Origin of the sequence: Pacificoceanicola algae (assembly GCF_049341065.1) — a bacterium.
Classification (GTDB): domain Bacteria; phylum Pseudomonadota; class Alphaproteobacteria; order Rhodobacterales; family Rhodobacteraceae; genus Pacificoceanicola.
Genome location: NZ_JBMPIX010000012.1, coordinates 86,532 through 113,470, shown reverse-complemented (window position 1 = coordinate 113,470; position 26,939 = coordinate 86,532). Strand labels below are relative to the sequence as shown.

At 61.9% G+C, this 26,939-nt stretch carries 25 protein-coding genes; 20 read left to right on the top strand and 5 right to left on the bottom strand.

What is annotated here, in order from left to right:
* Positions 1 to 249: acetyl-coenzyme A synthetase N-terminal domain-containing protein (locus ACOYQJ_RS16985; RefSeq protein WP_422907242.1), on the bottom strand; the 249-nt coding region annotated here is incomplete at its 3' end.
* 434 nt (positions 250 to 683) lie between these two features.
* Here ACOYQJ_RS16985 and dctP point away from each other — a divergent pair.
* The 5 genes from dctP to ACOYQJ_RS16960 all read left to right on the top strand — a co-directional run bounded on the left by dctP (position 684) and on the right by ACOYQJ_RS16960 (position 5,917).
* Positions 684 to 1,697, top strand: coding sequence for a TRAP transporter substrate-binding protein DctP (gene dctP, locus ACOYQJ_RS16980; protein ID WP_422907241.1), 1,014 nt, complete (start codon positions 684 to 686; stop codon positions 1,695 to 1,697).
* Between the two features lie 81 nt (positions 1,698 to 1,778).
* Positions 1,779 to 2,411: a TRAP transporter small permease subunit gene (locus ACOYQJ_RS16975; protein WP_422907240.1), complete on the top strand. Its 633-nt coding sequence runs from the start codon at positions 1,779 to 1,781 to the stop codon at positions 2,409 to 2,411.
* A 12-nt stretch (positions 2,412 to 2,423) separates the two neighbouring features.
* Positions 2,424 to 3,824 (top strand): TRAP transporter large permease, encoded by a 1,401-nt coding sequence (locus ACOYQJ_RS16970; protein ID WP_422907239.1) that lies wholly within the window; start codon positions 2,424 to 2,426, stop codon positions 3,822 to 3,824.
* A 98-nt stretch (positions 3,825 to 3,922) separates the two neighbouring features.
* Positions 3,923 to 4,897 (top strand): hypothetical protein, encoded by a 975-nt coding sequence (locus tag ACOYQJ_RS16965; protein ID WP_422907238.1) that lies wholly within the window; start codon positions 3,923 to 3,925, stop codon positions 4,895 to 4,897.
* 3 nt (positions 4,898 to 4,900) lie between these two features.
* Positions 4,901 to 5,917: a carbohydrate kinase family protein gene (locus ACOYQJ_RS16960; RefSeq protein ID WP_422907237.1), complete on the top strand. Its 1,017-nt coding sequence runs from the start codon at positions 4,901 to 4,903 to the stop codon at positions 5,915 to 5,917.
* An 89-nt stretch (positions 5,918 to 6,006) separates the two neighbouring features.
* Here the strand turns inward: ACOYQJ_RS16960 and ACOYQJ_RS16955 are convergent, their stop codons facing one another.
* The 3 genes from ACOYQJ_RS16955 to ACOYQJ_RS16945 all read right to left on the bottom strand — a co-directional run bounded on the left by ACOYQJ_RS16955 (position 6,007) and on the right by ACOYQJ_RS16945 (position 9,116).
* Positions 6,007 to 6,789 carry an ATP-binding cassette domain-containing protein gene (locus tag ACOYQJ_RS16955; protein WP_422907236.1) on the bottom strand — a complete coding sequence of 261 codons (783 nt, stop codon included), beginning with the start codon at positions 6,787 to 6,789 and terminating at the stop codon, positions 6,007 to 6,009.
* On the bottom strand, positions 6,786 to 7,853 hold the full coding sequence (locus ACOYQJ_RS16950; protein ID WP_422907235.1) for an ABC transporter permease: 1,068 nt from the start codon (positions 7,851 to 7,853) through the stop codon (positions 6,786 to 6,788). Before ACOYQJ_RS16950 ends, ACOYQJ_RS16955 begins: the two co-directional genes overlap by 4 nt.
* Before the next feature lie 228 nt (positions 7,854 to 8,081).
* The gene (locus ACOYQJ_RS16945; protein ID WP_422907234.1) at positions 8,082 to 9,116 is read right to left on the bottom strand and encodes a sugar ABC transporter substrate-binding protein; all 1,035 of its coding nucleotides are present in this window, start codon (positions 9,114 to 9,116) and stop codon (positions 8,082 to 8,084) included.
* A 263-nt stretch (positions 9,117 to 9,379) separates the two neighbouring features.
* Here ACOYQJ_RS16945 and ACOYQJ_RS16940 point away from each other — a divergent pair, with 263 nt between their 5' ends.
* From ACOYQJ_RS16940 to fahA, 4 genes are all read left to right on the top strand, one after another.
* Positions 9,380 to 10,504: an ROK family transcriptional regulator gene (locus tag ACOYQJ_RS16940; protein ID WP_422907233.1), complete on the top strand. Its 1,125-nt coding sequence runs from the start codon at positions 9,380 to 9,382 to the stop codon at positions 10,502 to 10,504.
* A gap of 145 nt (positions 10,505 to 10,649) precedes the next feature.
* Positions 10,650 to 12,011, top strand: a complete 1,362-nt coding sequence (hmgA, locus tag ACOYQJ_RS16935) for a homogentisate 1,2-dioxygenase (protein WP_422907232.1) — start codon at positions 10,650 to 10,652, stop codon at positions 12,009 to 12,011.
* Positions 12,012 to 12,191 (top strand): hypothetical protein, encoded by a 180-nt coding sequence (locus tag ACOYQJ_RS16930; protein WP_422907231.1) that lies wholly within the window; start codon positions 12,012 to 12,014, stop codon positions 12,189 to 12,191.
* A gap of 36 nt (positions 12,192 to 12,227) precedes the next feature.
* A complete protein-coding gene (gene fahA / locus ACOYQJ_RS16925; RefSeq protein ID WP_422907230.1) occupies positions 12,228 to 13,493 on the top strand; it encodes a fumarylacetoacetase in 1,266 nt (421 codons plus the stop codon).
* 2 nt (positions 13,494 to 13,495) lie between these two features.
* On the opposite strand, the gene ACOYQJ_RS16920 is transcribed toward fahA, so the two are convergent.
* A complete protein-coding gene (locus ACOYQJ_RS16920) occupies positions 13,496 to 14,059 on the bottom strand; it encodes a DUF2585 family protein (protein ID WP_422907229.1) in 564 nt (187 codons plus the stop codon).
* 56 nt (positions 14,060 to 14,115) lie between these two features.
* Between ACOYQJ_RS16920 and ACOYQJ_RS16915 the strand changes: the two genes are divergently transcribed.
* The 11 genes from ACOYQJ_RS16915 to ACOYQJ_RS16865 all read left to right on the top strand — a co-directional run bounded on the left by ACOYQJ_RS16915 (position 14,116) and on the right by ACOYQJ_RS16865 (position 26,931).
* Positions 14,116 to 15,066, top strand: a complete 951-nt coding sequence (locus tag ACOYQJ_RS16915; RefSeq protein ID WP_422907228.1) for an MBL fold metallo-hydrolase — start codon at positions 14,116 to 14,118, stop codon at positions 15,064 to 15,066.
* 57 nt (positions 15,067 to 15,123) lie between these two features.
* The gene (locus ACOYQJ_RS16910) at positions 15,124 to 16,740 is read left to right on the top strand and encodes an FAD-dependent oxidoreductase (protein ID WP_422907227.1); all 1,617 of its coding nucleotides are present in this window, start codon (positions 15,124 to 15,126) and stop codon (positions 16,738 to 16,740) included.
* Positions 16,741 to 16,745: 5 nt separating this feature from the next.
* Positions 16,746 to 16,946: a DUF2783 domain-containing protein gene (locus tag ACOYQJ_RS16905; RefSeq protein ID WP_422907226.1), complete on the top strand. Its 201-nt coding sequence runs from the start codon at positions 16,746 to 16,748 to the stop codon at positions 16,944 to 16,946.
* Positions 16,947 to 16,950: 4 nt separating this feature from the next.
* Positions 16,951 to 17,409 (top strand): MarR family winged helix-turn-helix transcriptional regulator, encoded by a 459-nt coding sequence (locus tag ACOYQJ_RS16900; RefSeq protein WP_422907225.1) that lies wholly within the window; start codon positions 16,951 to 16,953, stop codon positions 17,407 to 17,409.
* 114 nt (positions 17,410 to 17,523) lie between these two features.
* Positions 17,524 to 18,843 carry a sensor histidine kinase gene (locus ACOYQJ_RS16895; RefSeq protein WP_422907224.1) on the top strand — a complete coding sequence of 440 codons (1,320 nt, stop codon included), beginning with the start codon at positions 17,524 to 17,526 and terminating at the stop codon, positions 18,841 to 18,843.
* Positions 18,840 to 19,832, top strand: coding sequence for an NADH-quinone oxidoreductase subunit B family protein (locus ACOYQJ_RS16890; protein WP_422907223.1), 993 nt, complete (start codon positions 18,840 to 18,842; stop codon positions 19,830 to 19,832). Before ACOYQJ_RS16895 ends, ACOYQJ_RS16890 begins: the two co-directional genes overlap by 4 nt.
* Positions 19,829 to 21,259 (top strand): nickel-dependent hydrogenase large subunit, encoded by a 1,431-nt coding sequence (locus ACOYQJ_RS16885; protein ID WP_422907222.1) that lies wholly within the window; start codon positions 19,829 to 19,831, stop codon positions 21,257 to 21,259. Before ACOYQJ_RS16890 ends, ACOYQJ_RS16885 begins: the two co-directional genes overlap by 4 nt.
* A gap of 70 nt (positions 21,260 to 21,329) precedes the next feature.
* A complete protein-coding gene (gene hypF, locus ACOYQJ_RS16880) occupies positions 21,330 to 23,582 on the top strand; it encodes a carbamoyltransferase HypF (protein WP_422907221.1) in 2,253 nt (750 codons plus the stop codon).
* Positions 23,583 to 23,838: 256 nt separating this feature from the next.
* Positions 23,839 to 24,927: a hydrogenase small subunit gene (locus ACOYQJ_RS16875; protein WP_422907220.1), complete on the top strand. Its 1,089-nt coding sequence runs from the start codon at positions 23,839 to 23,841 to the stop codon at positions 24,925 to 24,927.
* A 3-nt stretch (positions 24,928 to 24,930) separates the two neighbouring features.
* A complete protein-coding gene (locus ACOYQJ_RS16870; protein WP_422907219.1) occupies positions 24,931 to 26,721 on the top strand; it encodes a nickel-dependent hydrogenase large subunit in 1,791 nt (596 codons plus the stop codon).
* A gap of 24 nt (positions 26,722 to 26,745) precedes the next feature.
* Positions 26,746 to 26,931 carry a hypothetical protein gene (locus ACOYQJ_RS16865; RefSeq protein ID WP_422907218.1) on the top strand — a complete coding sequence of 62 codons (186 nt, stop codon included), beginning with the start codon at positions 26,746 to 26,748 and terminating at the stop codon, positions 26,929 to 26,931.
* Positions 26,932 to 26,939 lie beyond the last annotated feature (8 nt).

Here is a 26,939-nt window from a genome sequence, read left to right as displayed (position 1 = left end):
GGCGGCGACGTTCAGCTTGCCGTCCTTGAACCACTCGATCTTGACCTGCCCGAGGGTGAAATCGACGTCCTTGATCTGCGTCGGAGCCTTGATCCAGTCCAGCCGCTGCGCCTGCTCGGCCCAGAAGGCATCGGGATCGTTCACCGACTGCGCATACATCGCATCATAAGTCGCCGCGTCAATGTTGGCATGCGCCGACATCTCGGCACTCGGCGGATAGGTCTTTGCGACTGGTGTCTGATCGGTCATGTCGATCCTCCCTCTCAAATGATCCATATTGCGCGCCATGCTTTACGTGGCGTCGCAACCTTATGGCGATCATAGCAGAGAGTGAAAACAAGGGAATAAGTGATGAAAAAGTAAGAGTTAATTTGTAAATCCGTTTTCTAGAGGGAGGATAATCAGTAAACTAATTTTCTTACTCAACGTTAAGTGTTTGTTAAAGCAGGTTTCTACACCGCTAACATTTTGACCTGATTTACAGCGGCATTACCGGAATTCACGCCGGGCTGGGGCGGCAGCCCCGTGCGACAAATCGTTTCAGTACACAAATGTATACCGCTAACGGGAGTGCCTCCGATTTGTCTGGCGAATCCTTAACCTCTTGCACCCTGCGTGTGATGCTCTAACTTCCCCCCTCAAGGCGGCGTCGACCGCCACAGATACCAATGGGAGGTCTACCTTTGAACATCACCGGAAAACTGCTGTGCACGGCCATCGCCGTGACTTTTGTCACCGAAGCCTCGGCGACCGAATGGAACGTCTCGGTCTGGGGCAAGCGCCGCGCCTTTACCGAGCACATCCACAAGATCGCTGAGCTGGTCGAACAGAAGACCGATGGCGAATTCACCATGAACATCAGCTATGGCGGCTTGTCCAAGAACACCGAGAACCTTGACGGCATCTCGATCGGCGCTTTTGAGATGGCGCAGTTCTGTGCCGGCTATCACGCCGACAAGAACCGCGCGATCACTGTGCTGGAACTGCCTTTCCTCGGGGTAGCCGATCTGAACGAAGAGGTTGCTGTCAGCCACGCGGTTTATGCCCACCCCGCGGTGGCCGAGGAAATGGCCCAGTGGAATGCCAAGATGCTGATGACTTCGCCGATGCCGCAGTACAATCTTGTGGGCACGGGCGAGCCGCGCGATCAGCTGTCGCAGTTTGACGGAATGCGGGTGCGCGCCACCGGCGGTCTGGGCAAGGCGTTTTCCGCAGTCGGCGGCGTGCCGACCTCGGTGACCTCCTCCGAAGCCTATCAGGCGATGCAAAGCGGCGTCGTGGACACCGTGGCCTTTGCCCAGCACGCGCATTTGTCCTTTGGCACCATCAACGAAGCCGACTGGTGGACCGCGAACCTCAACCCCGGCACGGTGAACTGCCCGGTGGTTGTGAACATCGACGCCTATGATGCGCTGAGCGATGCCGAGCGCGAGGCGCTGGACAGTTCAGTCGATGAGGCCATCGCCTATTACCTCGAGAACTACGGCGAGCTGCTCAAGAAATGGGACGGCGTGCTGGAAGAGAAGGGCGTGCAGAAGGTCATGATCTCGGACGAGGAACTGGAAAAGTTCCGGGAGGTGGCCGGCAAGCCCATTCACAAGGCATGGATTGAAGAGATGAGCGCGCAGGGCCTGCCCGCGCAAGAGCTCTATGATCTTGTCTTCAAGACACTCGCTGAGGTGCGTGCCTCTAACTAAGGTGTCTGCGCTTTCGGGGGAGGCGAATTTTCTGCGAAAATTCGTTTCCTCCTTCGGCGCCCTAAAATCAAGGCAGATAACATGGCGGGCAGCGCAACGGTGCTGAGCGACGACACTCTGCTCAGTCGTCTGGACAGACGGCTGGCGCAGGTCGAGTGGGGAATGGCCTTTGTGTCCGGGATCGGGGCCTTTGCGCTGATGGTTCTGGCGGTCATTTCGGTCTCGGGGCGGAATTTCTTTAACGAACCTCTCAGGGGATATGTCGATTGGATTCAGGCGGCGATGCCGTTGATTGCGATCTTTGGCATTTCCTATGTGCAGCGCGAAGGCGGGCATATCCGCATGGATATCCTTGTAGGGCGTCTGAAAGGGCGCCCGCTGTGGCTGGCCGAGTTTCTGACGACCTTAGCGGTGCTGATCCTTATGGTGCTGTTGGTCTGGGGCACATGGGCGCATTTCGACCGCAGCTTTGACATGTCCAAACCGAATTGGAGCCGCGACAGCTCGATCGACGTTGGGTTGCCGATCTGGCCAGCCAAGCTGGTGGTGCCGGTGGCCTTTTCGGTGATGTGCCTGCGGTTGGTCTTGCAGCTTTGGGGGTATGCGCGGGGCTTTATGACAGGGGCTGAGCGGCCCGTCGCGGTGCCGCTGGTTCAGACTGTCGCCGAACAAGCCGCCGCTGAAGCGGCACATATTCAAGGTCACGACGACTGAGGGGCGGATCACATGGATTCCATCGAAATTGGCCTCTGGGTCACGAGCGGGATGTTCCTGCTGGTCGTGCTGGGGATGCGGGTGGCCTTTGCCGCCGCGTTTGCGGGTATGGTGGGGCTGATCTGGCTGCGCTGGGACCAGTTCGGATATGACCCCGCGCGCTTTGGCAAGGCGCTGGAGGTCAGCGTCAAGATCGCCGGCCAGGTGCCGCATGGCAAGGTTGCCTCTCAGGCGCTCAGCCTGATCCCGACCTTCATTCTGATCGGTTATCTGGCCTATTACGCGGGGCTGACCCGCGCGCTGTTCGAAGCGGCCAAGCGCTGGATCGCCTGGGTGCCGGGCGGGCTTGCGGTCTCCACGGTCTTTGCCACGGCGGGGTTTGCTGCGGTATCTGGGGCGTCTGTCGCCACCGCAGCCGTCTTTGCCCGCATCGCCATCCCCGAAATGCTCAAGGTCGGCTATGACAAACGCTTTGCGGCGGGTGTCGTCGCGGCGGGCGGCACCTTGGCCAGCCTGATCCCGCCTTCGGCGATCCTTGTCATCTATGCGATCATCGTCGAACAGGATGTGGGCAAGCTGCTGCTGGCTGGCTTCATTCCCGGCGTGTTCTCGGCCTTCATCTACGCGGCTTTGATCATCGGCCTGGCGCTGACCATGAAGAACTTTGGCCCGCCGGTCACCGGCTTTACATGGCGGGAACGTTTCGCCAGCCTGCCGCCCGCGCTGCCCATCGTGGCGGTTGTGGTGATCATCATCTTCTTTGTCTACAACCCCTTTGGCGGTGACGCTTGGGGCACGCCAACCGAAGGCGGCGCGATCGGGGCCTTTATCGTCTTTTGCATGGCGGTGTTCCGGGGCATGCGCCTGCCGGAACTCAAGGATGCGCTGATCGAGACCGCCAAGCTGTCGATCATGATCTTTTCGATCATCTGGGGCGTGCTGATCTATGTGCGCTTCCTTGGCTTTGCGGATCTTCCCAGCGCCTTTTCCGACTGGATCACCTCGCTGCATTACCCGCCGCTGATGATCCTTGTCTGCATCCTTCTGGGTTATGCGGTTCTGGGCATGTTCATGGATGCCATCGGGATGCTGCTGCTGACGCTGCCTGTCGTCTATCCAGCCGTGATGGCGTTGAACGGGGGCGAGTTTGTCACGGCCGCCGAAAGCACCTTTGGGATGAGCGGCCCGATGTGCGCGATCTGGTTTGGCATTCTGGTGGTCAAGATGGCCGAGTTCTGCCTGATCACGCCGCCCATCGGCCTGAACTGCTTTGTGGTGGCGGGCGTGCGGCCGGAATTGTCGGTTCAGGATGTGTTCCGCGGGGTTGCGCCGTTTTTCGTCGCCGACGCGGTGACCATAGCCTTGCTGGTGGCCTTCCCGTCGATTGTGCTCTGGCTGCCCTCGCTCGCCTGAGCGGCCGGACCCATTGGAAATGACGGGCGGCAAGGCCAAAGCGCATCTTGCCGCCCGCCTCCTGTTGTCGCTAACATGGCGCCAACGGGAGGATTTTCATGAAGACGCTAGACGCCAAACTGGCCCGCATCCGGGCCGGGCAATACACGCCCAAAGATTTTATCATTGCCGACGCCAAGGATGGCGACATGGCCTTTGGCTGTGCCACGCCGGGGCAGGGGCCGGATGGCAAGATGCGGCCGCTGTCGGACTATCGCAACGACATGCGGGCGGTGACCGCGTCCGGTCTGGCCGATATCATGCTGATGTCGCTGTCGAGCGCCGAAGTGCTGCAGTCGAAAGGTGTGTTCGCGGGCAGTGACGTGACCCCGGCCGTGCGTCTGAACGACACCACGGATATCTGGCAGGCGCGCGGCGGCGTGTTTCCGTCGCGCCCGGCAAGACAGTTCCGCTCGGCGCGTCTGGACCGGGTCAAACCGGTGGCCGATCTGGGGCTGTTTTCGGTCACCTTCTACAACGACTTCGATCGCGATCACGCCATGCTCGAGGCCTATGCCACTTTCCGCAACGAATGCGAAGCGGCGGGCATCCGGCATTTCCTTGAGGTCTTCAACCCGCAGATTGCGGTGGAAACCGATGGCCCCTTTGCGCTGTATAACAACGACATGATCGCGCGCTGCCTTGCCGGGGTGTCGCACCACGATCGCCCGGTCTTTCTGAAGGCCAGCTACAACGGCCCTGCCGCGACCGAAGAGATCGCCAATTACGATCCGGAAAACCTGATCTTCGGCATCCTTGGCGGCGGCGCAGGCACCACCCGCGATTGTCTTGAATTGATCCATCAGGCCGAAAAATACGGCGCAAGGGTCGCGCTGTTCGGGCGCAAGATCTACCAGTCCGAAAACTCGGTTTTGATGCTGCGCGCCATGCGCCGGGTGATCGAAGAGCGCATCGGCTCGGACGAAGGGGTGCGGGCCTTCCACGGCGATCTGCAAGAGGCGGGGATCATGCCGTATCGCGCGCTCGAGGACGATCTGCAGCTGACGGATGAGCTGCTCAGGGACAACGCCTGAGCCATGGCGCGCCGGGGATTTCTGACCGCCGGAACATGGGTCGTGGATCGCAACATCAGCGTTGACCACTGGCCGGGCGAAGACATGCTGGCCACGGTGCAAAAGATGGACCCGGCGGGGGGCGGGCCTGCCTGCAACCTTGGCTGCGATATCCGGCGGCTGGACCCGTCAATCCCGGTCGAGACGCAGGGCTTGATCGGCGATGACAGTTGGGCCGATTTTCTGGTGAAGGTGGCGGTTGACCACGGCATTGATGCCACGGGGCTGCACCGCACGGACCGCGCCCAGACGCAGGTCACGGATGCCTATTTTTCGCTCAAGACGGGGCGCAGGACGCATATCCTCTTTCCCGGCGCGGCGCCGCTGATGACACCTGAACATTTTGATTTTTCCCGCACAACGGCGCGGTTTCTGCACATGGGTCTGCCCGGTATTCACGATGGCATGGATGGGCCGTGGGGCACGGACGCCAACGGCTGGGTAACGGTGCTGAAGGCCGGGCGCGCGGCGGGACTGGAAACCAACCTTGAACTGGTCACCGCGACGGATGAGACCATTCGCCGGATCGTCGGGCCCTGCCTGCCGCATCTGGATACGCTTGTGGTCAATGACGTCGAGATTGGCGCTTTGGGCGAGATGCGAACAGGCCGCGATGGGCAGGCTGATCCGGCGGCCTGCGAGGCGGCGGCCCGCAAGGTTCTGGGCATCGGCGCGATGGAGCTGATCGTGGTGCATTTTACCTCGGGCGCGGTGCTGGTGGCCCGCGGCGGAACGGCGCTGCATGTGCCTTCGGTCGCCATTCCCGATGCCGAACGTGTGGGAGCCAACGGGGCCGGAGACGCCTTTGCCGCCGGGTTCTTTTATGGCCGTCACGAGGGGTGGGCGCTTGAGCGATGCCTGCGAATGGCGCATGCCACGGCGGCCGCAAGCCTGCGGGCGGCGGACACCTATTCTGGGGTCGAATCCGCCGAGCGATGCATGGCCTTGGCGGACCGCTGGGGCTGGCGCGAGGCGCTATAGAGCAGGGACTGTCCGCAGCGTCCTGAGGGCCAAGAACAAAACGGGGCGCCCTCAAGCGCCCCGTTCTTTTATCCGGATGTCCTGTGTTATCAAGCAGCAGCTTGATCCGCCGGGGGTTCTTTGGCGCCGGTCATGAAGGCCACCGCGTCGGACATGGTATAGTCCTTGGGGTCCACCACGCACAGGCGGCGGCCAAGGCGGTGAACGTGGATGCGATCGGCGACCTCGAAAACATGTGGCATGTTGTGCGAGATCAGGATGATCGGAATACCGCGCGAGCGCACGTCGAGGATCAGTTCCAGCACTCGGCGGCTTTCCTTGACGCCCAGTGCAGCCGTCGGTTCGTCCAGAATGATCACCTTGGACCCGAAGGCGGCGGCGCGAGCCACGGCCACACCCTGACGCTGACCGCCCGAAAGCGTCTCGACCGCCTGATTGATGTTCTGAATGGTCATCAATCCCAGATCGTTCAGCTTTTCACGGGCTATCCGCTCCATCTCGGTCTTGTCGAGCTTGCGGAACAGTTTGCCCATCATGCCCTTTTGGCGAATCTCGCGGCCCATGAACATATTGTCCGCGATGGACAGGGCAGGCGACATGGCGAGCGTCTGATAGACGGTCTCGATCCCCGCTTCGCGCGCGTCGATGGGGGAATTGAAATGGATCGGCTTGCCATCCAGTTCCACCGTGCCCGCATCGGGCTGAACCGCACCCGAGATTGCCTTGATCAAGGTCGATTTGCCTGCGCCGTTGTCTCCGATGACAGCGAGGATCTCGCCCGGATAGAGATCGAAATCGCAGCGGTCGAGGGCTGTGACCTTGCCGTAGCGCTTGACCAGACCACGGCCTTTGAGAATGGGTTGCTGTGTCATGCCGATACCTTTCTGATCCATTGGTCAACCGCAACAGCGGCAATGATGAGCGTACCGATCAGCAGGAAAGTCCACTGAGGGTTGGCTCCGGCCATACGCAGGCCCAGTTCAAAGACGCCCACGATCAGCGCCCCGAAGAAGGCCCCAACGATCGAGCCGCGTCCGCCAAACAGCGATATGCCCCCGATCACGACGGCCGTGATGGCCTGAATGTTGCCGATCACACCAGTCGTCGCCGAGGGAGAAACCGAACCGAAGCGGCCGATCATGACCCATCCGGCAAGTCCGCAGATGAAACCGACCAGCATGTAGACGGACATCAGCGTCTTGTGCACGTTCACACCAGCCAGTTCCGCGGCCTCGGGATCGTCGCCCACGGCATAGACGTGGCGGCCCCAGGCGGTGGCACGTAGGCAATAGGCCAGCACCAGCACCAGCAGGATCATCAGGATGACCCCAAGAGTAAAGGTGGCTCCTGCGAATTGCAGCTTGGTGCCAAGGAATTGCAGGAAGGCTGCGTCGGATTCTATGTCCTGACTGCGGATGGTTTCGTTGTCCGAATACAGGTAGTTAGCAGCCAGAACGATCTGCCACATGCCCAGTGTCACGATGAAAGGGGGCAGCTTGATGCGGCTGACCAGCCAGCCGTTGATTGCGCCGATCCCGGTGCCAATGGCCAGGCCTGCGACCACCGCGAAGAAGGGAGGCACACCATAGCGAAAGGCGAATTGTCCCATGATCACCGAGGACAGAACCGCGATGGCGCCGACCGAAAGGTCGATCCCTGCGGTCAGGATGATCAGCGATTGCGCCGCTGCCAGAACTCCGACGATCTGCACCTGCTGCAAGATCAGCGTCAGGGCAAATGGCGAAAAGAACTTGGAACCCAGTACCGCCCCAAAGACGATAACGGCGGCCACCAGAACAATCAGCGGCACCATGGCCGGGTTCACGTGCAGCATATGCTGAAAGCGCCCCAATAGCCCCTTGCCGTCATCCGCGAAAGACGCCACTTCCGTGTTCGCTCCGCTGGCGGCTGCTTCATAGTTGTCCGATTGGGACATGAGCCTCTCCCCTTAGTGGTTGTGCCCAATGGCTGCGCCCGGGCATAGGTCGCGGGGGCGGGCAGACACCTGCCCCCCAAAGAATTACATTGCTTTGACTGGTATAGTTCGGTCAAGAACAAGCGCCGGATCGGACGCGGCGGGGGCGACCCCCGTGTTGACCTTGTACAGCGCTTCCGAAGAAGCGGTGGAAACCGGGCCGCTGAAATCAGCGACCCGGAAAGAGCATTAGCCCCAGCAGAGCTCAGTGCCCTTGGTGGTGTCGATGGACTCGACGCCTTCGGCAGGCTTGTCGGTGACCAAGGATACGCCCGTGTCAAAGAAGTCCTTGCCTTCGGTGGCCGAGGGCTTCACGCCGTCTTTGGCCCATGCGGCAATCGCTTCGACGCCCTTGGAGGCCATCAGCAGCGGGTACTGCTGCGAGGTGGCGCCGATCACGCCTTCCTTGACGTTCTGGATGCCCGGGCAGCCACCATCGACAGACACGATCAGCACGTCGTCTTGACGACCAATGTCCTTGAGGGCTTCGTATGCGCCCGCAGCAGCAGGCTCGTTGATGGTGTAGACGACGTTGATCGTCGGATCCTTGGCAAGCAGGTTTTCCATCGCCTTGCGGCCACCTTCTTCGTTGCCTGCGGTTACGTCGTTGCCAACGATGCGCGCATCATCTTCGTCGCCCCATTTGTTGGGGTCTTTGACGTCGATGCCAAAGCCGGTCAGGAAGCCCTGATCGCGCAGAACGCCAACGGTGGGCTGGCTGATGGCCAGATCGAGCATACCGATTTTCGCGTCAGCGGCGGCATCACCCAGCGTCGCGGCGGCCCACTTGCCGATCAGCTCACCGGCGAGGAAGTTGTCGGTGGCAAAGGTCATGTCAGCGGCGTCGATCGGCGACAGCGGCGTGTCGAGCGCGATCACCAGGATGCCGGCGTCACGCGCTTGCTGCACGGAAGGAACGATGCTGGCGGTATCGGATGCGGTCAGCAGGATGCCCTTGGCGCCGTTTGCGATGCAGGTTTCGATGGCCTGAACCTGCGTTTCGTGGTCGCCGTCGACCTTGCCGGCATAGCTGTTCAGCGTGATGCCCAGCTCTTCGGCCTTCGCGGTCGCGCCTTCGCGCATCTTCACGAAGAAGGGGTTGGTGTCGGTCTTGGTGATCAGGCAGGCGCTGATCGAATGGCTCTCAGCCGAAGCTGCGCCGGCAAGTGCGGTGAATGCCAGAGCAGATGCGCCCAGAGCCAGTTTCTTAGTCAGTTTGGTCACGATAAATTCCTCCCTAAGGTCCGTGAAAGTCGGCGGTCCTGGCATTTCGGTTTTGAAAATGCGCTCCACCTCCCTCGCCACTGACAAAAGCCGGATTCGCGGTAAATGTCAATAAATAAATAACCATGATTTATTTATTGACAGATCGCCGTCCAGAACGTCATCCTAGACGGCAGGGAGGACTTGGTGTGGGACAGAAGATCACAACGCAAGTTGTTGAGACTGGTGTAGAAATACTATCTCGCGGCTCAAACCAAAGTGGCATGCGGGCGCATAACGAACGCCTTGTCCTGACGATTCTGCGCCGCCATGGACCGATGGCCAAGGCTGAAATCGCCCGGGCGACGGGGCTTTCGGCGCAAACCGTCTCGGTCATGATGCGGCGACTCGAAGAGGAAGGGTTCCTGCGCCGGGGCGAGCCATTGCGCGGCAAGGTGGGGCAGCCCTCGGTGCCGATGCGTCTGGCCGGGTCGGGCGCCTACTTCGGCGGGCTCAAGATCGGCAGGCGCAGCGCAGATCTTGTTCTGACGGACTTTCTTGGCAAGGTCATGTCGCGCGCCCGCATCACCTATGATTTTCCGCGCCCCGAGGCGACCGTGCGTTTTGCATGCGATACATTCAAGCAGCTCTCTGGACAGCTGGACCCGGTGAAGCGAGCGCGGATCGCGGGCCTTGGCGTTGCCATGCCGTTCCGGCTTTGGGATTGGGCAACCTCGTTGGGGCTGGCCCCCGAAGAGATGGAAGGTTGGCGCGATTATGATATCGCGACCGAGCTGGAAAACGGGCTGGACCTGCCGATCTTTATGCAGAACGATGCTTCGGCGGCCTGCGGGGCCGAACTGGTCTTTGGTGCCGAGGATCGCGCCAGCGATTTCCTCTATTTCTATCTTGGCTATTTCGCTGGCGGCGGCGTCGTCCTGAACAACCAGTTGTTCACGGGGCGCAACGGCAACGCCGGCGCTCTGGGCTCGATTCCTGTGCCGGACGGGCAGGGCGGGCTGGTACAGCTGATCGACCGCGCCTCGCTGTGCGTGCTTGAGCGGGCGATGCGCGCCGCCGATCACGAGACTGCCAGCCTGTGGGAGCCGCCCGCAGCGTGGGACGTTCCGCCGGGTATCCTGTCGAATTGGGTGCAAGAGGCGGGCAGGGGGTTGGCGCATGCCATCGTTTCGTCCGTCTGCGTGTTGGACCTTTCCGAGGTCATGATTGACGGCTGGTTGCCAACGCATGTGCGCGACGATCTGGTCACCATGACCAATGCGGCACTGGACAAGATGGACCTGTCCGGCATTCAGCGCCCAACTGTGCGCCCCGGCCATGTCGGCCCCGACGCGCGTGTTCTGGGCGCGGCAAGCTTGCCGCTGTCGCACCGTTTCCTGATAGAATAACACCTCGGTCACCGGCAATGCCTCGCGTGGTTCATTGCATCTGCAACAAACTCCTTGACATCATTGCATCTGCAACGTTTATCTTCCGGCAAGGCACTCATTGCGGTCGAAGGCGACTCGGGGTGCAAACGAGGAGGACATCGACATGACCCATTTTGAATTGCCCAAAGGCATGGTTCGCGCGCCCCACACCGCAGGAACGCACGAAGGCTATATGCCTGGTTTCGGCAACGACTTTGAAACCGAGGCGCTGCCCGATGCGCTGCCGCAGGGCATGAATTCGCCGCAAAAGTGCAACTATGGCCTGTACGGTGAGCAGCTGACCGGCACCGCTTTTACAGCGCCCAGCCATCAGAACGAACGGACCTGGTGCTACCGCATCCGGCCCTCGGTCAAGCATTCCTCGCGTTATACCAAGATCGACCTGCCTTATTGGAAATCCGCCCCGAATGTCGATCCTGACGTGATTTCGCTGGGCCAGTATCGTTGGGATCCGGTCCCGCATTCCGACGCGCGCCTGACATGGCTGACAGGGATGCGCACGATGACCACGGCGGGCGATGTGAACACGCAGGTTGGCATGGCCACGCATATCTACCTCGTGACGGATTCCATGAAGGACGAATACTTCTTCTCGGCGGACAGCGAACTGCTGGTTGTCCCACAAGAAGGGCGGTTGAGGTTCTGCACCGAACTGGGTGTGATCGATCTTGCGCCGCAGGAAATCGCCGTGATCCCGCGCGGCCTTGTCTACCGGGTCGAGGTTCTGGAAGGGCCGTGCCGCGGCTTTGTCTGCGAAAACTACGGGCAAAAGTTCGAACTGCCGGGGCGGGGACCGATCGGCGCCAACTGCATGGCGAACCGGCGCGACTTCAAGACCCCCGTGGCCGCCTTTGAGGACCGCGAAGCGCCGTCGACCATTACCATCAAGTGGTGCGGCCAGTTCCATGAATGCAAGATCGGCCACAGTCCGCTGGACGTGGTGGCATGGCACGGCAACTACTGCCCGGTGAAATACGACCTGACCACCTATTGCCCGGTCGGCGCGATCCTGTTCGACCACCCGGACCCGTCGATCTTCACCGTGCTCACCGCGCCTTCGGGCGTGCCGGGCACCGCGAACATCGACTTTGTGCTGTTCCGCGAGCGTTGGATGGTGGCCGAGGATACCTTCCGCCCGCCGTGGTATCACAAGAACATCATGTCCGAGCTGATGGGCAACATCTATGGCCAGTACGATGCCAAACCGCAGGGCTTTGTTCCCGGGGGCGTGTCGCTGCACAACATGATGATCCCACATGGCCCGGACAAGAACGCCTTTGAGGGCGCTTCGAACGCCGATCTCAAGCCTGAAAAGCTAGACAACACGATGTCCTTCATGTTCGAAACCCGGTTTCCGCAGCATCTGACCGAATTTGCCGCCAAGGAGGCGCCCCTGCAGGACGATTACATCGACTGCTGGGAGAGCCTTGAAAAGAAGTTCGACGGCACACCGGGAAAGAAGTGAGTGAGCCTGCCTGAAAAACTGCTGGGCGGCGCAGTTCTGCTGGGGCTGCTGTGGTATCACTTTTCCAAGCGGCGTCGCCGCAAGGCCCGAAAATCCGGGTCTTTTCCGGACGCTGGCGGTGGCGGCGGCTGGATTGACAGCCATGGCCACGGCGATGGTGGCGGCGACGGCGGCGACTGAGCGCAAGCCGCTGGGACAAACGAACAAGGAAACGAGATGAGCCTGATCAAATCCTGGGTCGAAACGGCGAACACGCCCGACACGGACTTTCCCCTGAACAACCTGCCCTACGGTGCTTTTCTGTCCGAAGAGGGCGAGGCCCATTGCGGCGTGGCGATCGGGGATATGATCCTTGACGTGACGGCGCTGGAAGAGGCGGGGATCCTCCAGATCGAAGACGAGGACGAGGTCTTTTTCTTTGGCGACTGGACGGATTTCATGGCTCTTGGCCCCAAGGTCTGGGCCGCCTTCCGCACCGAGGTGACCGCGCTGTTGGCGGACGGAAACGAGGATGCCGAAGGCTTGGTGCCCTTCATGGTGCCGCAGGTGGGCACGCAGATGCTCATGCCTTTTGCGGTTTCCGAATATACCGATTTTTATGCCAGTAAACATCACGCCACCAATGTCGGCACGATGTTCCGCGGGCCTGAAAACGCACTTCCGCCGAACTGGCTGTCGATGCCGATTGGCTACAATGGCCGCGCATCTTCGGTTGTGGTGTCGGGCACCCCGGTGCGCCGCCCCTGGGGCCAGTTGAAAGGCCCGAACGATGACCTGCCACGCTTTGCCCCCTGTGCGCGGTTCGATCTGGAACTGGAAATGGGCGCCATCGTTGGCCAGCCCTCGGACGGTCCGGTGACGGTTCAGAAAGCGGACGAGATGATCTTTGGCTATGTACTGCTGAACGACTGGTCGGCGCGCGACATTCAGGCTTGGGAATACCAGCCGCTAGGGCCCTTTCAGTCCAAAGCGACCGCGACAACGATTTCGCCGTGGATCGTGCCCAAGGCCGCGCTGGAGCCATTCCGCACCACTACACCCGACCGCGAGCGCCCCTTGCTGGACTACCTCAAGGAACCCGCACCGATGCTGTACGACATAGAGCTTGAGGTCGGCCTTGCCCCCGAAGGCAAGGCGGAAACCGTGATTTCGCGCACCAATTACGCCGCGATGTACTATTCCTCGGCCCAGCAACTGGCACATCACACCACCAGCGGCTGCCCGATGCGGGTGGGCGATCTTTTGGGCTCGGGCACCATCTCGGGCCCGGAAAAACATCAGCGGGGTGCCTTGCTGGAACTCAGCTGGGGCGGCAAGGAACCGGTCACTCTGGACACGGGCGAAACCCGCACTTTCCTTGAGGATGGCGATACGCTGACCCTGCGCGGAGCGGCCAAGGGGGATGGCTTCCGCGTCGGTTTTGGCGAATGCACCGGGCAGGTTCTGCCCGCGCTGGACGACCCTTTTGGAGGCGCGAAATGAGCCTAGAGGCCCTGCTGCCATTGCAAGATGGTCTCGGAGGGCCAGAGCAGCATCAGCACATTCAGCGCAAGCCCATCACGGATCAGCCAGGCAGTCAGCACCTCAAAGCCGATGATCAGCGCCGCGCTGGCCCAGACCGGCAGCCTGCGCGCAAGGTAAAAACCGACGGTCATCGCAAACAGATCGGCAAGGGAATTCACCACGCTGTCGCCATTGTAATCAGAGGACACAGTGACCGTGCGGTAGCGTTCGATCACGATGGACGAGTTTTCAAGGATCTCCCAGCCAGCCTCGATCAGCAAGGCGATGGCCAGACGTCCATCCAAAGGCAAGCGCCTGAGCACCAGCCACAGGCCGGCATAGAACAACAGCCCGTGGATCACATGGCTGGGCGAATAGAGGTCAAACAGATGCTGGCTGCTTTCGGTGGCCTGGATCTTTGGACCGGCCCAAAGATCGACATAGCCGCAGGGGCAAATCAGATTGCGCCCCATCAGGTACAGCACCGCCGCCATCAGGGCGGACAAACACAGGAAAATCAGGGCGGGGCGCTTGGCGTCTGTCATGGCCTGAATAGCAATCACAAAGGCGCGGCAGCGTCTACAGAAATAGGGAACGCGACATGAGCAAGGCTTTTGCCTCAGCGGGCGACATGGAAGAAAAGAAGATCAGCTTTACCCAGGTGGGTGAGGGCCTTTACGCCTTTACCGCCGAGGGCGATCCCAACACCGGCGTGATCATCGGCGACGAGAGCGTGATGATCGTCGAGGCGCAGGCCACCCCGCGTCTGGCGCGCAAGGTCATGGAATGCGTGCGCAGCGTCACCGACAAGCCGATCAGCCATCTGGTGCTGACCCACTATCACGCGGTCCGCGTTCTGGGGGCCAGCGCCTATGGCGCGCGCGAAATCATCATGTCGGATGTAGCCCGGTCGATGGTGGCCGAACGCGGCCAGGAAGACTGGGACAGCGAATTCGACCGCTTCCCGCGCCTGTTTCAGGGCCACGAGGAAATCCCCGGGCTGACATGGCCGACCACGACTTTCAGCGACTCGATGACCGTCTACCTTGGCAACCGCAAGGTCGAGATCATGCATCTGGGCCGTGCCCACACGGCGGGCGATGCGGTTGTCTGGGTGCCGGACCAAGAGGTCATGTTCACCGGCGACATCGTCGAATACCACTCGGCCTGTTACTGCGGCGACGGGCATTTCGGCGACTGGGAAGACACCCTGATGAACATCGCCGCCTTTGAGCCGAAATCCATCGCGCCGGGCCGCGGTGACGCGCTGGTCGGTGAAGAGATGGTGGCCAAGGCCATCGCCGCCACCGCCGATTTCGTCAACTCGACCTACAAGCCCATCGCCAAGGTCGTTGCCCGTGGCGGCAGTCTGAAAGAGGCATGGGACGCCTGCCGCGCCGAATGTGATCCGAAGTTCAAGGACTATGCCATCTACGAACATTGCCTGCCGTTCAACGTCGCCCGCGCCTATGACGAGGCCCGAGGTATCGACACCCCTCGCGTCTGGACGGCGCAAAGGGACAAAGAGATGTGGGCATCTTTGCAAAATTGACGCCAGACGGGGGGCGATCACGCCCCCCAACACCGCCCGGCAAGGAGGAGAGCCGAGATGATTCATGACCGTTACCAACTGGCGTTCAAGCTGTACCCCTATGAGCGCAGCGCCGATCAGGACTCGGAAACCCCGGTCCGCCATCCCGTCGTGGTCATGGGCGGTGGTCCCATCGGCATTGCCACCGCGCTCGACCTTGGCTTGCAGGGCATTCCGGTTGTTGTTCTGGACGATCACGAGGGCATCGGGCAGGGCAGCCGCGCCATCTGTTTCGCCAAGCGCTGTCTTGAGATCGCCGACCGCTATGGCTGCGGCGAGCCGATGCTGGACAAGGGCATCGTGTGGAACCTTGGCAAGGTCTTTCATGACGACCGGCAGGTCTATGAATTCAACCTGCTGCCCGAAGAGGGCCACAAGTTCCCTGCTTTCATCAACCTTCAGCAGCCCTATTTCGAACGCTTCATCGTCGAACGGGTGCGGCAGGCGCAGGCGGCGGGCGCGCCGATTGAAATCCGCGGCAAGAACCGTGTGGACGAGGTGGAGATCCTTGAGGACGGCGCCCGGCTGCAGATCGCCACGCCCGAAGGCCCCTATGCGATCGAGGCTGACTGGCTGATCGGTTGTGACGGCGCTTCGAGCCCGCTGCGCAGTATGATGGGTCTCGATTTCGAAGGCCGCGTCTTTGAGGACAGCTTTCTGATCGCCGACATTCGCATGAAGAACGACGATTTCCCGACCGAGCGCTGGTTCTGGTTCGAACCGCACTTCAAGTCCGGGGCCTCGACCTTGCTGCACAAACAGCCCGATGGTGTCTGGCGCGTCGATTTTCAAATCGGCTGGGACGTGGATCGCAAACACGAACTGCAAGAGGAAAACGTCCGCGCAAGGCTCGATGCGATGCTTGGCGATGTGGAGTACGACATCGTCTGGACCTCGATCTACACCTTCCAATGCCGCCGGATGAAGCAATTCCGCCATGGCCGCGTTTTGTTCGCCGGGGACGCGGCGCATCAGGTCAGCCCCTTTGGCGCACGCGGCGCGAATTCGGGGATGCAGGATGTCGACAACCTTGGCTGGAAACTGGGCATGGTGATCAAGGGACAAGCGCCCGAGACCCTGCTGAACAGCTATGACGAAGAACGCGTTTTTGGTGCGGACGAAAACATTCTGAATTCGACCCGCGCGACGGATTTCATCACGCCTAAATCGAAGATCAGCCACACCTTCCGCAACGCGGTTCTCGATCTGGCCGAGCATCACGCCTTTGCCCGGCCGCTGGTCAATTCCGGGCGCCTGTCTGTGCCTTGCACCTATGACGGCTTGTCGCTGAACGGGCCGGATGCCCTGACCGGCGGGCCTCTTCGCACCCGACCCGGCAGCCCGTGCCCCGATGCGCCGCTGGCGGATGGGTTCCTGCTGAACCGGCTGGGCGGCAGATTTACCCTGCTGACCATCGACGCCGAAGCGCCGGAGACCCTGGATGAGGGCGGTGTGGTCGTCGACCGACTGGCCTTGAAGGCCGACTCCTCTGCGCAACTGCCAGAGCGTTATCTGGGAGATGCCAAATCCGCCGTCTACCTGATCCGTCCCGACCAGCACGTGGTGGCCCGTTGGGACAGTTTTGACGAAACCGCGATCCGCGCCGCCCTGCGCCGCGCCTGCGGAAAGGAGTAAAGCCAATGGCCGATCTGCAAACAAACCCCAATATCGCCGATCCCGATGGCTTTTACGCCGAACTGATCGCCTGCCATGACGGGCTGTCCGACGATCAAAGCACCGCCCTGAACGCCCGGCTGGTCCTGCTTCTGGCCAACCATATCGGCGACCGGGAGGTGCTGAGTGCCGCCCTGTCCGAGGCGCGTCGCACCGGGCGGGACTGATCCAGTGAAGGGTGATCCGACCCCCTTGGAAAGCTTTTTCCCTTACCGTCTTGCGGTGGGGGCGGAACGCTTTTCCCAAGCCTTGGCAGAGGTTTACGGTGCGAACTTTGGGCTCTCGCGCGAAGAATGGCGGCTGCTGTTCCTGCTCGCGGGCGAGACGCAGGTAACCTCGCTTGACCTTGCCCGCCGCACGACGCTGGACAAGGTACAGGTCAGCCGGGCCTCTCAGCGACTGGTGGACAAGGGGCTGATCACCCGCTGCGTTGCCTCCGAAGATCGCCGCCTGCGCCTTTATGCCTGCACCGAAAAGGGGCGCGCGCTGTTCGCCAGCGCCTTGCCCGACGTGCAAGACCGCGCCGCCCGTATCCTGAACGCGATGTCCCCCGAGGACAAGCAGGCCCTTAACCAAGGGCTTTCCGCGTTGATCCGCGCGCTGGAAAGGACCGCCGCGGACAGCGCCTAGACGCGCGGCCAACTGGCAAGTCATCAACCATCTTTCCGCGCCGCTGTGGAAAGTGACTGTCCTCTTTCGCACGCGCCCCATTGCGCCTAGTCTGATCCGCAGGAAAGGGGTGCCATGGCGCGCGGAACCGAAAGCGAAACCAGCGACATCGACGGCGACAAGGTCTGGATGGACGTCTTGTCAGCGGTCGACCGCACATATGCGGAACTGGTCGATTATCAGGAACAGCTTGAATCGCGCAACGCCGAGTTGATGGCTCTGCGCGGCTTTCTCAGCTCGATCATGACCTCGATCAGCGACTATCTTGTCGTTACCGAAAAAGACGGGCGCATTGTCGATGTCAGCGCCTCTTTCAGCGAAGCCCTGGGCGAAAGCGTCGCGGCTTTGGTCGGGCGCCATGTGGGCGAATTCTTTGGCAAGGCCGAATACGAGCGCCTGATGGAAGGCATCGGCCAGACCATCGGGTTGCGGCGCGAGGCCACGCTGGAGGTTGAGCTGCGCACCGCAACGGGCGCCGCCCCGGTGGAATTTCGCGTTGCCCCGCGCCTTGATCGTCGTCGCCGCATCACCGGGGTCATCCTGACAGGCCGCCCTCTTGGCGAATTGCGCCGCGCCTTTGCGGAACTGGAGGACAGCCACGAGGCACTGAAACAGGCGCAGGCGCATCTGGTGCGCAACGAAAAGCTGGCGTCCCTGGGGCGACTTCTGGCCGGGGTCGCGCATGAGTTGAACAATCCGATCAGCTTTGTCTATGCCAACACCCATTCGCTGAACAAATACCTCGACCGGTTCGAGACCTATTTTGACCGCGTGCAGGCGGGGGCCGAGCGCGAGGAGCTGGTGGCCCTGCGGCAAGACCTGCGCCTTGACCGTGAATTGCGCAACCTGCGCACCGCTATCGAAGGTGCTCATGACGGGGCTGAACGCGTCCGCGCCATCGTCGAAGACCTGCGCCGCCTCTCGGCGGATGGCGCCGGCGCGATGAGCGAGTTTGATCTGGTCGAAACCGCCCGCGTCGCCGCAAGCTGGGTCCGGCGTGGCACCAAGACCGACCTGACTCTGCGTTTCGAGGGCGACGCCTCGTGCCGGGTCATTGGCCGTCCGGGGCATATCCAGCAGGTGGTGATGAACCTTGTGCAAAACGCAGTCGATGCCATGGCCGGGCAAGAGCACCCCGAAATCCGCCTGACGGTCTCGACCAATGAAAACGAGGCGGTGCTGGAGATTTGCGACACGGGCCCCGGCATTCCAGCCGATCTGGCGGTTTCGATCTTTGACCCTTTCTTTACCACAAAGGAGGTGGGCAAGGGCACGGGGCTGGGCTTGTCGATCTCGCACAAGATCGCGCAGGAACATGGCGGAGCGTTGACGCATATACCCAGCGATGGCGGTGCGTGCTTTCGCCTGACCTTGCGGCGCGGGGACGTGACATGAAAATCCTCTGGTTGCAATCTGCGGGCTGCGGCGGCTGCACCATGTCGCTGCTCTGCGCCGAAAGCCCCGGCGTATTCGATCTGCTCAAAGGTGCGGGGCTGTCCTTTCTCTGGCATCCGTCGCTGTCGGAAATGACGGGCGCCCCTGTCCACCGCCTTTTGCAGGCGATTGAGGCGGGCGAGCAACCGCTGGATATCCTGTGTATCGAAGGGTCGATCCTGCGCGGCCCCAATGGCACCGGGCGGTATCATATGCTGGCAGGAACCGGCCGCTCCATGCTGGACTGGGTGCAAAGCCTTGCACCTCTGGCCGCGCATGTGGTCGCCGTTGGCACCTGCGCGACCTACGGCGGCGTGACGTCATCCGGTGAGAACCCGGCTGATGCGGTCGGTGTGCAATATGACGGCAGTCACAAGGGTGGCGCCTTGCCGCCCGGGTTCACCAGCCGCGCGGGCCTGCCTGTGATCAATGTGGCGGGCTGTCCGACCCATCCCGATTGGGTGACCGAAACCCTGCTGCTGATCAAGGCGGGTGAACTGCCTGCCGATGCGCTGGATGGCTACGCCCGCCCGCGTTTTTATGCCGATCATCTGGTGCACCACGGCTGCCCCAAGAACGAGTTTTACGAGTACAAGGCCAGCGCCACCCATTTGTCGGAAATCGGCTGCATGATGGAGCATCTGGGCTGCATCGGCACGCAGGCCGTAGGTGACTGCAACATTCGCAGCTGGAACGGTGAAGGTTCCTGCACCCGCGCCGGTTATCCCTGCATCAACTGCACCGCGCCCGAATTCGAGGAACCCGGGCACGGCTTTACCGAAACGCCGAAGTTTGCCGGCATCCCCGTGGGTCTGCCCTCGGACATGCCCAAGGCCTGGTTCATGGCGCTGGCGTCCCTGTCCAAGGCCGCGACGCCGCCGCGCATCGGCACCAATGCCACCTCGGATCGCATCACCGTTCCGCCCAGCCTGAAAGCTCCGAAACGATGACCGGTACGACCCTGCTTGTCGGTCCCTTCAACCGCGTCGAAGGGGATCTTGAGGTCAGGCTTGAGGTCGCGGATGGGGAAGTCACGGCGGCCTATTGCAATTCCCCCCTGTTTCGCGGCTTTGAACGGATGCTGCTGGGCAAGGGGCCGATGGACGCGCTGACCATCACGCCGCGGATCTGCGGCATCTGTTCGATCAGCCAGTCGGCAGCGGCGGCCTTTGCCTTGGCCGATCTGGCGGGGGGCGGCATGGCACCCGAAGGGGCCAAGGTTGCGGCGCTGTTGCACGCGGTGGAAAATCTGGCCGACCATCTGACCCATTTCAACCTGTTCTTCATGCCCGATTTCGCCCGTCAGGACTATGCCGGGCGTGATTGGCATGGCCGAGTGGTGCAGCGCTTTACCGCGATGGAAGGCTCGGCGCTGCGCCGCGCCACCGAGGCCCGCGCGCGGCTGTTGCATATTGTCGGTTTGCTGGGCGGTAAGTGGCCGCACACGCTGGCCATCCAGCCCGGAGGCGTGACGCGCGCGCCCTCGATGCGCGACAAGATGCGTTTGGGGGCCGATTTGCGGGCCTTTCGCGATTACCTCGAAGAGCAGCTGTTTGGCGCCCCGATCGAAGCCTTTGCCTCGATGGACAGCCTTGCCGCGCTGGCGGCATGGGAGACTGGCGATGTCGCGATCTTTCTGGAAATCGCCGAGGATCTTGGGTTGCAGGCCATGGGGCAGGGCGCTGGGCGCTATCTGTCTTTCGGTGCCTACCCCCATGACGAAGGGCCGGTGTTCGCGCGCGGCCTTTGGCGCGATGGCAATTTGCATCCATTGAAGCCGGGCCAGATCGTCGAAGATCTGAGCCATGCGTGGATGCTGGGTGAGGATGCCCATCCCAGTACCGGCCAGACCCTGCCGGACGAAACAATGCGGGAAAGCGCCTATAGTTGGTGCAAGGCGCCGCGCCTTTCAGGGCAGACCTATGAAACCGGCGCTTTGGCGCGGCAGGTTGTGGATGGCCATCCGCTTGCACGGGCCTTGGCCGCCGAGGGGGGCGTACGGGCGCGCGTCATCGGACGGCTTCTGGAGATTGCCCTGACCCAGATCGCGCTTGAGCAGCTCTTGGACGACATCAACCCGGCGGAACGATTCATGCGTGATCTGCGCCTGCCAGCCGATGGTGCCGGGGCCGGCCTGGTCGAAGCGGCGCGGGGGGCGTTGGGGCATTGGTGCACCATCGAGAATGGTCGGATCGCCTCTTACCAGATCATCGCGCCGACCACGTGGAACTTTTCGCCGCGCGACAAAGCCGGTGTGCCGGGCCCTCTCGAAGCGGCCTTGGTCGGCGCTGCGGTGGGCGAGGGCGAAGAGACGCCGCTGTCGGTGCAGCATATCGTGCGCAGTTTTGACCCTTGCATGGTCTGCACGGTGCATTGATGGCGATGCCCGGTCTTGGCGCTTTGGGGCCCCCGGATGGTCTGATCCCAAGACATCATGGCCCTTACGGATGACGGGCGGGCGGCTGATCCGGGTGCGCGGACAGGTGCAGGGCGTTGGTTTTCGGCCCTTCGTCTGGCAATTGGCGCGCCGCTATGATTTGCGGGGCGACGTTCTGAATGATCCCGAGGGCGTTTTGATCCGGGCCTTTGGCGCAGACCTTGAGGGCTTCGTAGTGGCTTTGTCCGCCGAGGCGCCGCCACTGGCGCGCGTGGATCGGGTCGAGGTCAGCGAACTGGACGGTGCGGCGCCGTCAGGATTTGAGATTGCCGCCTCGCAAGGTGCAGGGGCCGCGACGCGCGTGACACCGGATGCGGCCACATGCCCGGACTGTCTGGCCGAAATCAATGATCCTGCGGACCGGCGGCATCGCTATGCCTTTGCCAACTGCACCCACTGCGGGCCGCGCTTTACCATCCTGCGCGCTTTGCCTTATGACCGCGCGCAGACCACCATGGCCCCCTTCGAGATGTGTCCGGGCTGCCGCGCCGAGTATGAGAACCCCGGTGACCGCCGTTTTCACGCCCAGCCGGTGGCCTGCGCGGATTGCGGGCCGCGTCTTTGGCTGGAACCGGGAGGCGGAGGCATACCCAAAGCGGCCACCTTGTTGCTTGGTGGTGGGATATTGGCGGTCAAGGGGCTGGGCGGTTTCCATCTGGCTTGTGACGCGACAAATGCATTGACGGTGGCGCTGCTGCGGCAACGCAAACACCGCCCCGGCAAGCCCTTCGCACTGATGGCGCCTTTGGAACTGCTCCGGCAGTATGCAAAGGTATCACCCAAGGCAGAGGCTCTGCTGCGCGATCCGGCGGCGCCGATTGTCCTGCTGGACAAGGGCCACAAGGCCTTGCCCGAGGAGGTGGCGCCGAGGATGGTCAGTCTGGGCTGGATGCTGCCCTATACGCCATTGCACCATCTGCTGTTGCAGGCGGTGGGGCGCCCCTTGGTGATGACCTCGGGCAATCTGAGCGGCGAGCCTCAGGTAATCGGCAACGATGAGGCGCGCGAAAAGCTCGGCGCTTTTGCCGACGGCTTTTTGATGCATGACCGCGAAATCGCACGGCGGCTGGATGACAGCGTTGAACGCGCAGAACCGCCCATGGTGTTGCGCCGCGCGCGCGGGCGGGTTCCGGGAACCTTACCCCTGCCTAAAGGGTTCGAGGACGCGCCGCAGGTGGTGGCCTATGGCGGGCAGATGAAATCCGCGATTTGCCTGCTGAAAAACGGTCAGGCGCTGCTGGGCCATCACTTGGGAGAGCTTGATGAAGCGCTGACCTATGACGCCTTTTTGCAGGCGGATTTGGACTATGCAGAGTTGTTCGATCACAGACCTGATCTGGTTGCTTGCGATCTGCATCCTGATTACCGCGCCTCGGTACATGCGCGCAGTAAAGGGTTGCCGGTGGTCGAGGTGCAACATCACCATGCGCATCTGGCCTCCTGTCTTGCCGAGAATGGTTGGCCTTTGGAGGGCGGCAAGGTGGCCGGGATCATTCTGGACGGCACGGGGTTGGGCACAGATGGCACCTTTTGGGGCGGGGAGCTTTTGCTGGGCGATTATCGCGGGTTCGAGCGGAAGGCGTGGCTGAAACCTGCGCCTCTGATCGGCGGCGATATGGCGGCACGGGAGCCCTGGCGCAATGCGCTGGTGCGGCTGGGTCAGGCGGGCATGTCCGATTGGGCGGATGTCCTTTTCCCGGACAAGCCGCTCGCCATGGCACGCATGGCGGCGGAGAAGGGCGTGAATGCGCCGCTGTCGTCGAGCGCCGGGCGGCTGTTCGATGCGGTGGCGGCGGTGTTGGAAGGCAGCGGCGAGGCGCAGAGCTTTGAAGGGCAGGCAGCCATGTGGCTGGAAACGCTGGCAGAGCCGTCGGAGGCCGCAGAGGCCTTGGGCATCGACTGGGCCAAACGGACAGGTCACAGCCCGGACCCGGAGATCGAAACAGACCCGCTGTTTCACCGGATGATCCGAGACATGACGCAAGGCGGGCGGACACGGCCGGCGCTGGCCTTTGCCTTTCATCAATGGCTGGTGATCCTGTTTGCAGTGCGGGCGCGTCGGCTGGTGCTGGACGGAGACGCCGAGGCCGTGGCGCTGTCGGGGGGCTGCTTTCAGAACGCGCTCTTGACCCGCCTGATGCTCGAGGCGCTGGGCGATGTGCCGGTCATGGTCCACCGCGAAACCCCCGCCAACGATGGCGGGCTGGCGCTTGGCCAAGCGGTGATCGCGGCGGCGCGGTCTTTGCCCGGGGCGGCGGGGTAAAACCCCGCCCCACAGGAGCGGCGGGCGCATGGGCCGGGTGGAAGGGCGCTGACCGCCGGTCTGGAAAGGTGGCATGCAGCTTGTCGCTACCTTTGCGCCCTTTCTCCTGTAGCGCGTTGATATAGCTTGAAGAACTGGGCTGTTCCTTTCTATGTCAAAGCCTTTGATCCAAATCTCACCCCCTGAAATCCTGTACCCCAAGGTGCGGTGTGCCATCGCACACAGCGCAAGAGGACCAGCAGGGAGGGACACAGCCTTGAGCCAGATCGAAACCTTTTATGACGTGATGCGGCGGCAGGGGATCACCCGGCGCAGCTTCATGAAGTACTGCTCGCTGACGGCGGCGGCGCTGGGCCTGTCGCCCGCCTTCGTGCCCAAGATCGCCCACGCGATGGAGACCAAGCCGCGCACGCCGGTGATCTGGGTGCATGGGCTGGAATGCACATGCTGCTCGGAAAGCTTTATCCGCAGCGCGCATCCGCTGGCCAAGGACGTGGTGCTGTCGATGATCAGCCTTGATTACGACGACACGCTGATGGCGGCTGCGGGGCATCAGGCCGAGGCAGCGCTGCAAGAGACCATCGAGAAGTACAAGGGCAACTACATCCTTGCGGTCGAAGGCAACCCGCCCCTGAACGAGGACGGCATGTTCTGCATTGTCGGCGGCAAACCTTTTGTCGAACAGCTCCGCCACGCGGCGGAACACGCCAAGGCGGTGATCAGCTGGGGGGCCTGCGCCTCTTATGGCTGTGTGCAGGCGGCGAAGCCAAACCCGACGCGGGCGACGCCAGTACATAAAGTCATCACCGACAAGCCGATCATAAAGGTGCCGGGCTGCCCGCCGATTGCCGAGGTGATGACCGGGGTGATCACCTATATGCTGACCTTTGACCGGCTGCCCGAACTGGACCGTCAGGGGCGCCCGGCGATGTTCTATTCCCAGCGCATCCACGACAAATGCTACCGCCGTCCGCATTTCGACGCGGGCCAATTCGTCGAGGCCTGGGATGATGAGAACGCGCGCAAGGGCTATTGTCTCTACAAGATGGGCTGCAAGGGGCCGACCACTTACAACGCCTGCTCAACCATCCGCTGGAACGAAGGCACGTCCTTCCCGATCCAGTCGGGTCACGGCTGTATCGGTTGCTCGGAGGATGGTTTCTGGGATCAGGGCAGTTTCTATGACCGCGTGACCGACTTGACGCAATTCGGGGTCGAGGCCAATGCCGACATGGTCGGCATGGCCGCTGCCGGGGTCGTGGGGGCGGGGGTTGCCGCCCATGCCGCGATCAGTGCCCTGAAGGCGGCGCAAAAGAAAACCCAATCGAACAAAGAGGAGGCGTAACCCATGGTTACCACACCCAACGGTTTCGACCTCGACACCACCGGCCGCCGCATTGTTGTTGACCCGGTCACCCGGATCGAAGGCCATATGCGCTGCGAAGTGAACGTCGACGATCAGGGCGTCATCCGCAACGCCGTCAGCACCGGCACCATGTGGCGCGGGCTTGAGGTGATCCTCAAGGGGCGCGATCCGCGCGACGCCTGGGCCTTTACCGAGCGCATTTGCGGCGTCTGCACCGGCACCCATGCGCTGACCTCGGTGCGCGCGGTCGAGGATGCGCTGGGCATCCTGATTCCGGACAATGCCAACAGCATCCGCAACATCATGCAGTTGAACCTGCAAATCCACGATCACATCGTGCACTTTTACCATCTGCACGCGCTGGACTGGGTGAACCCGGTGAATGCCCTCAAGGCCGATCCGAAAGCCACGTCCGAGTTGCAGCAGGCGGTGTCCCCGTCGCACCCGCTCTCCTCCCCTGGGTATTTTCGCGACGTGCAGAACCGCCTGAAAAAATTCGTTGAATCCGGCCAGTTGGGTCTGTTCAAAAACGGCTATTGGGACAATCCGGCCTATAAACTGCCGCCCGAGGCGGACCTGATGGCCACCACCCATTATCTTGAAGCGCTGGACCTGCAAAAGGAGGTCGTCAAGATTCACACGATCTTTGGCGGCAAGAACCCGCATCCCAACTGGCTTGTGGGCGGCGTACCTTGCCCGATCAACGTGCATGGCACCGGGGCTGTCGGCGCGATCAACATGGAGCGGCTGAACATGGTCAGCTCCATCATCGAGAAATGTATCGAGTTCAACCGCAACGTCTATTTGCCCGACGTTGTGGCGATTGGCGGATTTTACAAGAACTGGCTCTACGGTGGTGGGCTGTCCTCGCAGGCCTGTCTGGCATATGGCGATATCCCCGAGCATCCCAATGACTTCTCGCCCGAGCAGTTGCACCTGCCGCGCGGCGCGATCATCAATGGCGATCTGTCGCAAGTCCATGACGTCGATCCGCGCGATCCCGAACAGGTGCAGGAATTCGTCGACCATTCGTGGTACGAATACGCCGAGGCCGGCAAGGGTCTGCACCCCTGGGATGGTGAAACCGCGCCGAAATACGAACTTGGCCCCAACGCCAAGGGCACCCGCACCAACATCCAGGAACTTGACGAGGCCGCAAAATATTCGTGGATCAAAGCGCCGCGCTGGAAGGGGCACGCCATGGAGGTCGGACCGCTGGCGCGGTATGTCGTCGGCTATGCCAAAGGCCACGAGGATATCAAGGATCAGATCGACGGTTTGCTTCGCACCATGGACCTGCCGCTTGAGGCCGTATTCTCGACCTTGGGGCGCACTGCGGCGCGGGCGCTGGAATCCGAATACTGTGGCCGCCTGCAAAAACATTTCTTCGACAAGCTGGTTCAGAACATCAAGAACGGCGACGAAAGTACTGCAAATATTGAGAAATGGGACCCGAGCACCTGGCCCAAAGAGGCCAAGGGCGTCGGCATGACCGAAGCACCTCGCGGTGCGCTGGGGCATTGGATCCGCATCAAGGACGGGCGCATCGACAATTATCAATGCGTCGTGCCAACCACATGGAACGGCTCGCCTCGGGATACAGAAGGTAACATCGGAGCCTTTGAGGCCAGTTTGATGAACACTCCGATGGAGCGCCCCGACGAGCCGGTCGAAATACTGCGCACCCTGCACAGTTTCGACCCCTGCCTTGCCTGTTCCACGCACGTGATGTCGCCCGATGGCGACGAGTTGACCACCGTCAAGGTCCGCTAGGCGGACACGGGAGGAGAAAGACCTATGAAAAACATTGCACTGATTGGCCTTGTGACCTTTGCCGCATCGGCTGCCTCGGCCCATCCCGGGCACGATACGACCCTGCCGGGGGCTGTGCATTACGCGCTGTCCCCGGTTCACGGGCTTGCCGTGATCACACTGGCTGCCGCGCTTTGGGGCGTCACCCGCCTGCGCGGCCGTCGCGAATGAGGGGGCGG

Bases quoted from the DNA above. Each gene is read 5' to 3' on its own strand.
- ACOYQJ_RS16975 (WP_422907240.1), top strand. From the start codon at position 1,779: ATGGCGGGCAGCGCAACGGTGCTGAGCGACGACACTCTGCTCAGTCGT.
- hmgA (WP_422907232.1), top strand. From the start codon at position 10,650: ATGACCCATTTTGAATTGCCCAAAGGCATGGTTCGCGCGCCCCACACC.
- fahA (WP_422907230.1), top strand. From the start codon at position 12,228: ATGAGCCTGATCAAATCCTGGGTCGAAACGGCGAACACGCCCGACACG.
- ACOYQJ_RS16870 (WP_422907219.1), top strand. From the start codon at position 24,931: ATGGTTACCACACCCAACGGTTTCGACCTCGACACCACCGGCCGCCGC.
- ACOYQJ_RS16955 (WP_422907236.1), bottom strand. From the start codon at position 6,789: ATGACACAGCAACCCATTCTCAAAGGCCGTGGTCTGGTCAAGCGCTAC.
- ACOYQJ_RS16940 (WP_422907233.1), top strand. From the start codon at position 9,380: ATGCGGGCGCATAACGAACGCCTTGTCCTGACGATTCTGCGCCGCCAT.
- ACOYQJ_RS16915 (WP_422907228.1), top strand. From the start codon at position 14,116: ATGAGCAAGGCTTTTGCCTCAGCGGGCGACATGGAAGAAAAGAAGATC.
- ACOYQJ_RS16970 (WP_422907239.1), top strand. From the start codon at position 2,424: ATGGATTCCATCGAAATTGGCCTCTGGGTCACGAGCGGGATGTTCCTG.
- ACOYQJ_RS16910 (WP_422907227.1), top strand. From the start codon at position 15,124: ATGATTCATGACCGTTACCAACTGGCGTTCAAGCTGTACCCCTATGAG.
- ACOYQJ_RS16920 (WP_422907229.1), bottom strand. From the start codon at position 14,059: ATGACAGACGCCAAGCGCCCCGCCCTGATTTTCCTGTGTTTGTCCGCC.
- ACOYQJ_RS16905 (WP_422907226.1), top strand. From the start codon at position 16,746: ATGGCCGATCTGCAAACAAACCCCAATATCGCCGATCCCGATGGCTTT.
- ACOYQJ_RS16865 (WP_422907218.1), top strand. From the start codon at position 26,746: ATGAAAAACATTGCACTGATTGGCCTTGTGACCTTTGCCGCATCGGCT.
- ACOYQJ_RS16895 (WP_422907224.1), top strand. From the start codon at position 17,524: ATGGCGCGCGGAACCGAAAGCGAAACCAGCGACATCGACGGCGACAAG.
- hypF (WP_422907221.1), top strand. From the start codon at position 21,330: ATGACGGGCGGGCGGCTGATCCGGGTGCGCGGACAGGTGCAGGGCGTT.
- ACOYQJ_RS16960 (WP_422907237.1), top strand. From the start codon at position 4,901: ATGGCGCGCCGGGGATTTCTGACCGCCGGAACATGGGTCGTGGATCGC.
- ACOYQJ_RS16890 (WP_422907223.1), top strand. From the start codon at position 18,840: ATGAAAATCCTCTGGTTGCAATCTGCGGGCTGCGGCGGCTGCACCATG.
- ACOYQJ_RS16885 (WP_422907222.1), top strand. From the start codon at position 19,829: ATGACCGGTACGACCCTGCTTGTCGGTCCCTTCAACCGCGTCGAAGGG.
- ACOYQJ_RS16950 (WP_422907235.1), bottom strand. From the start codon at position 7,853: ATGTCCCAATCGGACAACTATGAAGCAGCCGCCAGCGGAGCGAACACG.
- ACOYQJ_RS16965 (WP_422907238.1), top strand. From the start codon at position 3,923: ATGAAGACGCTAGACGCCAAACTGGCCCGCATCCGGGCCGGGCAATAC.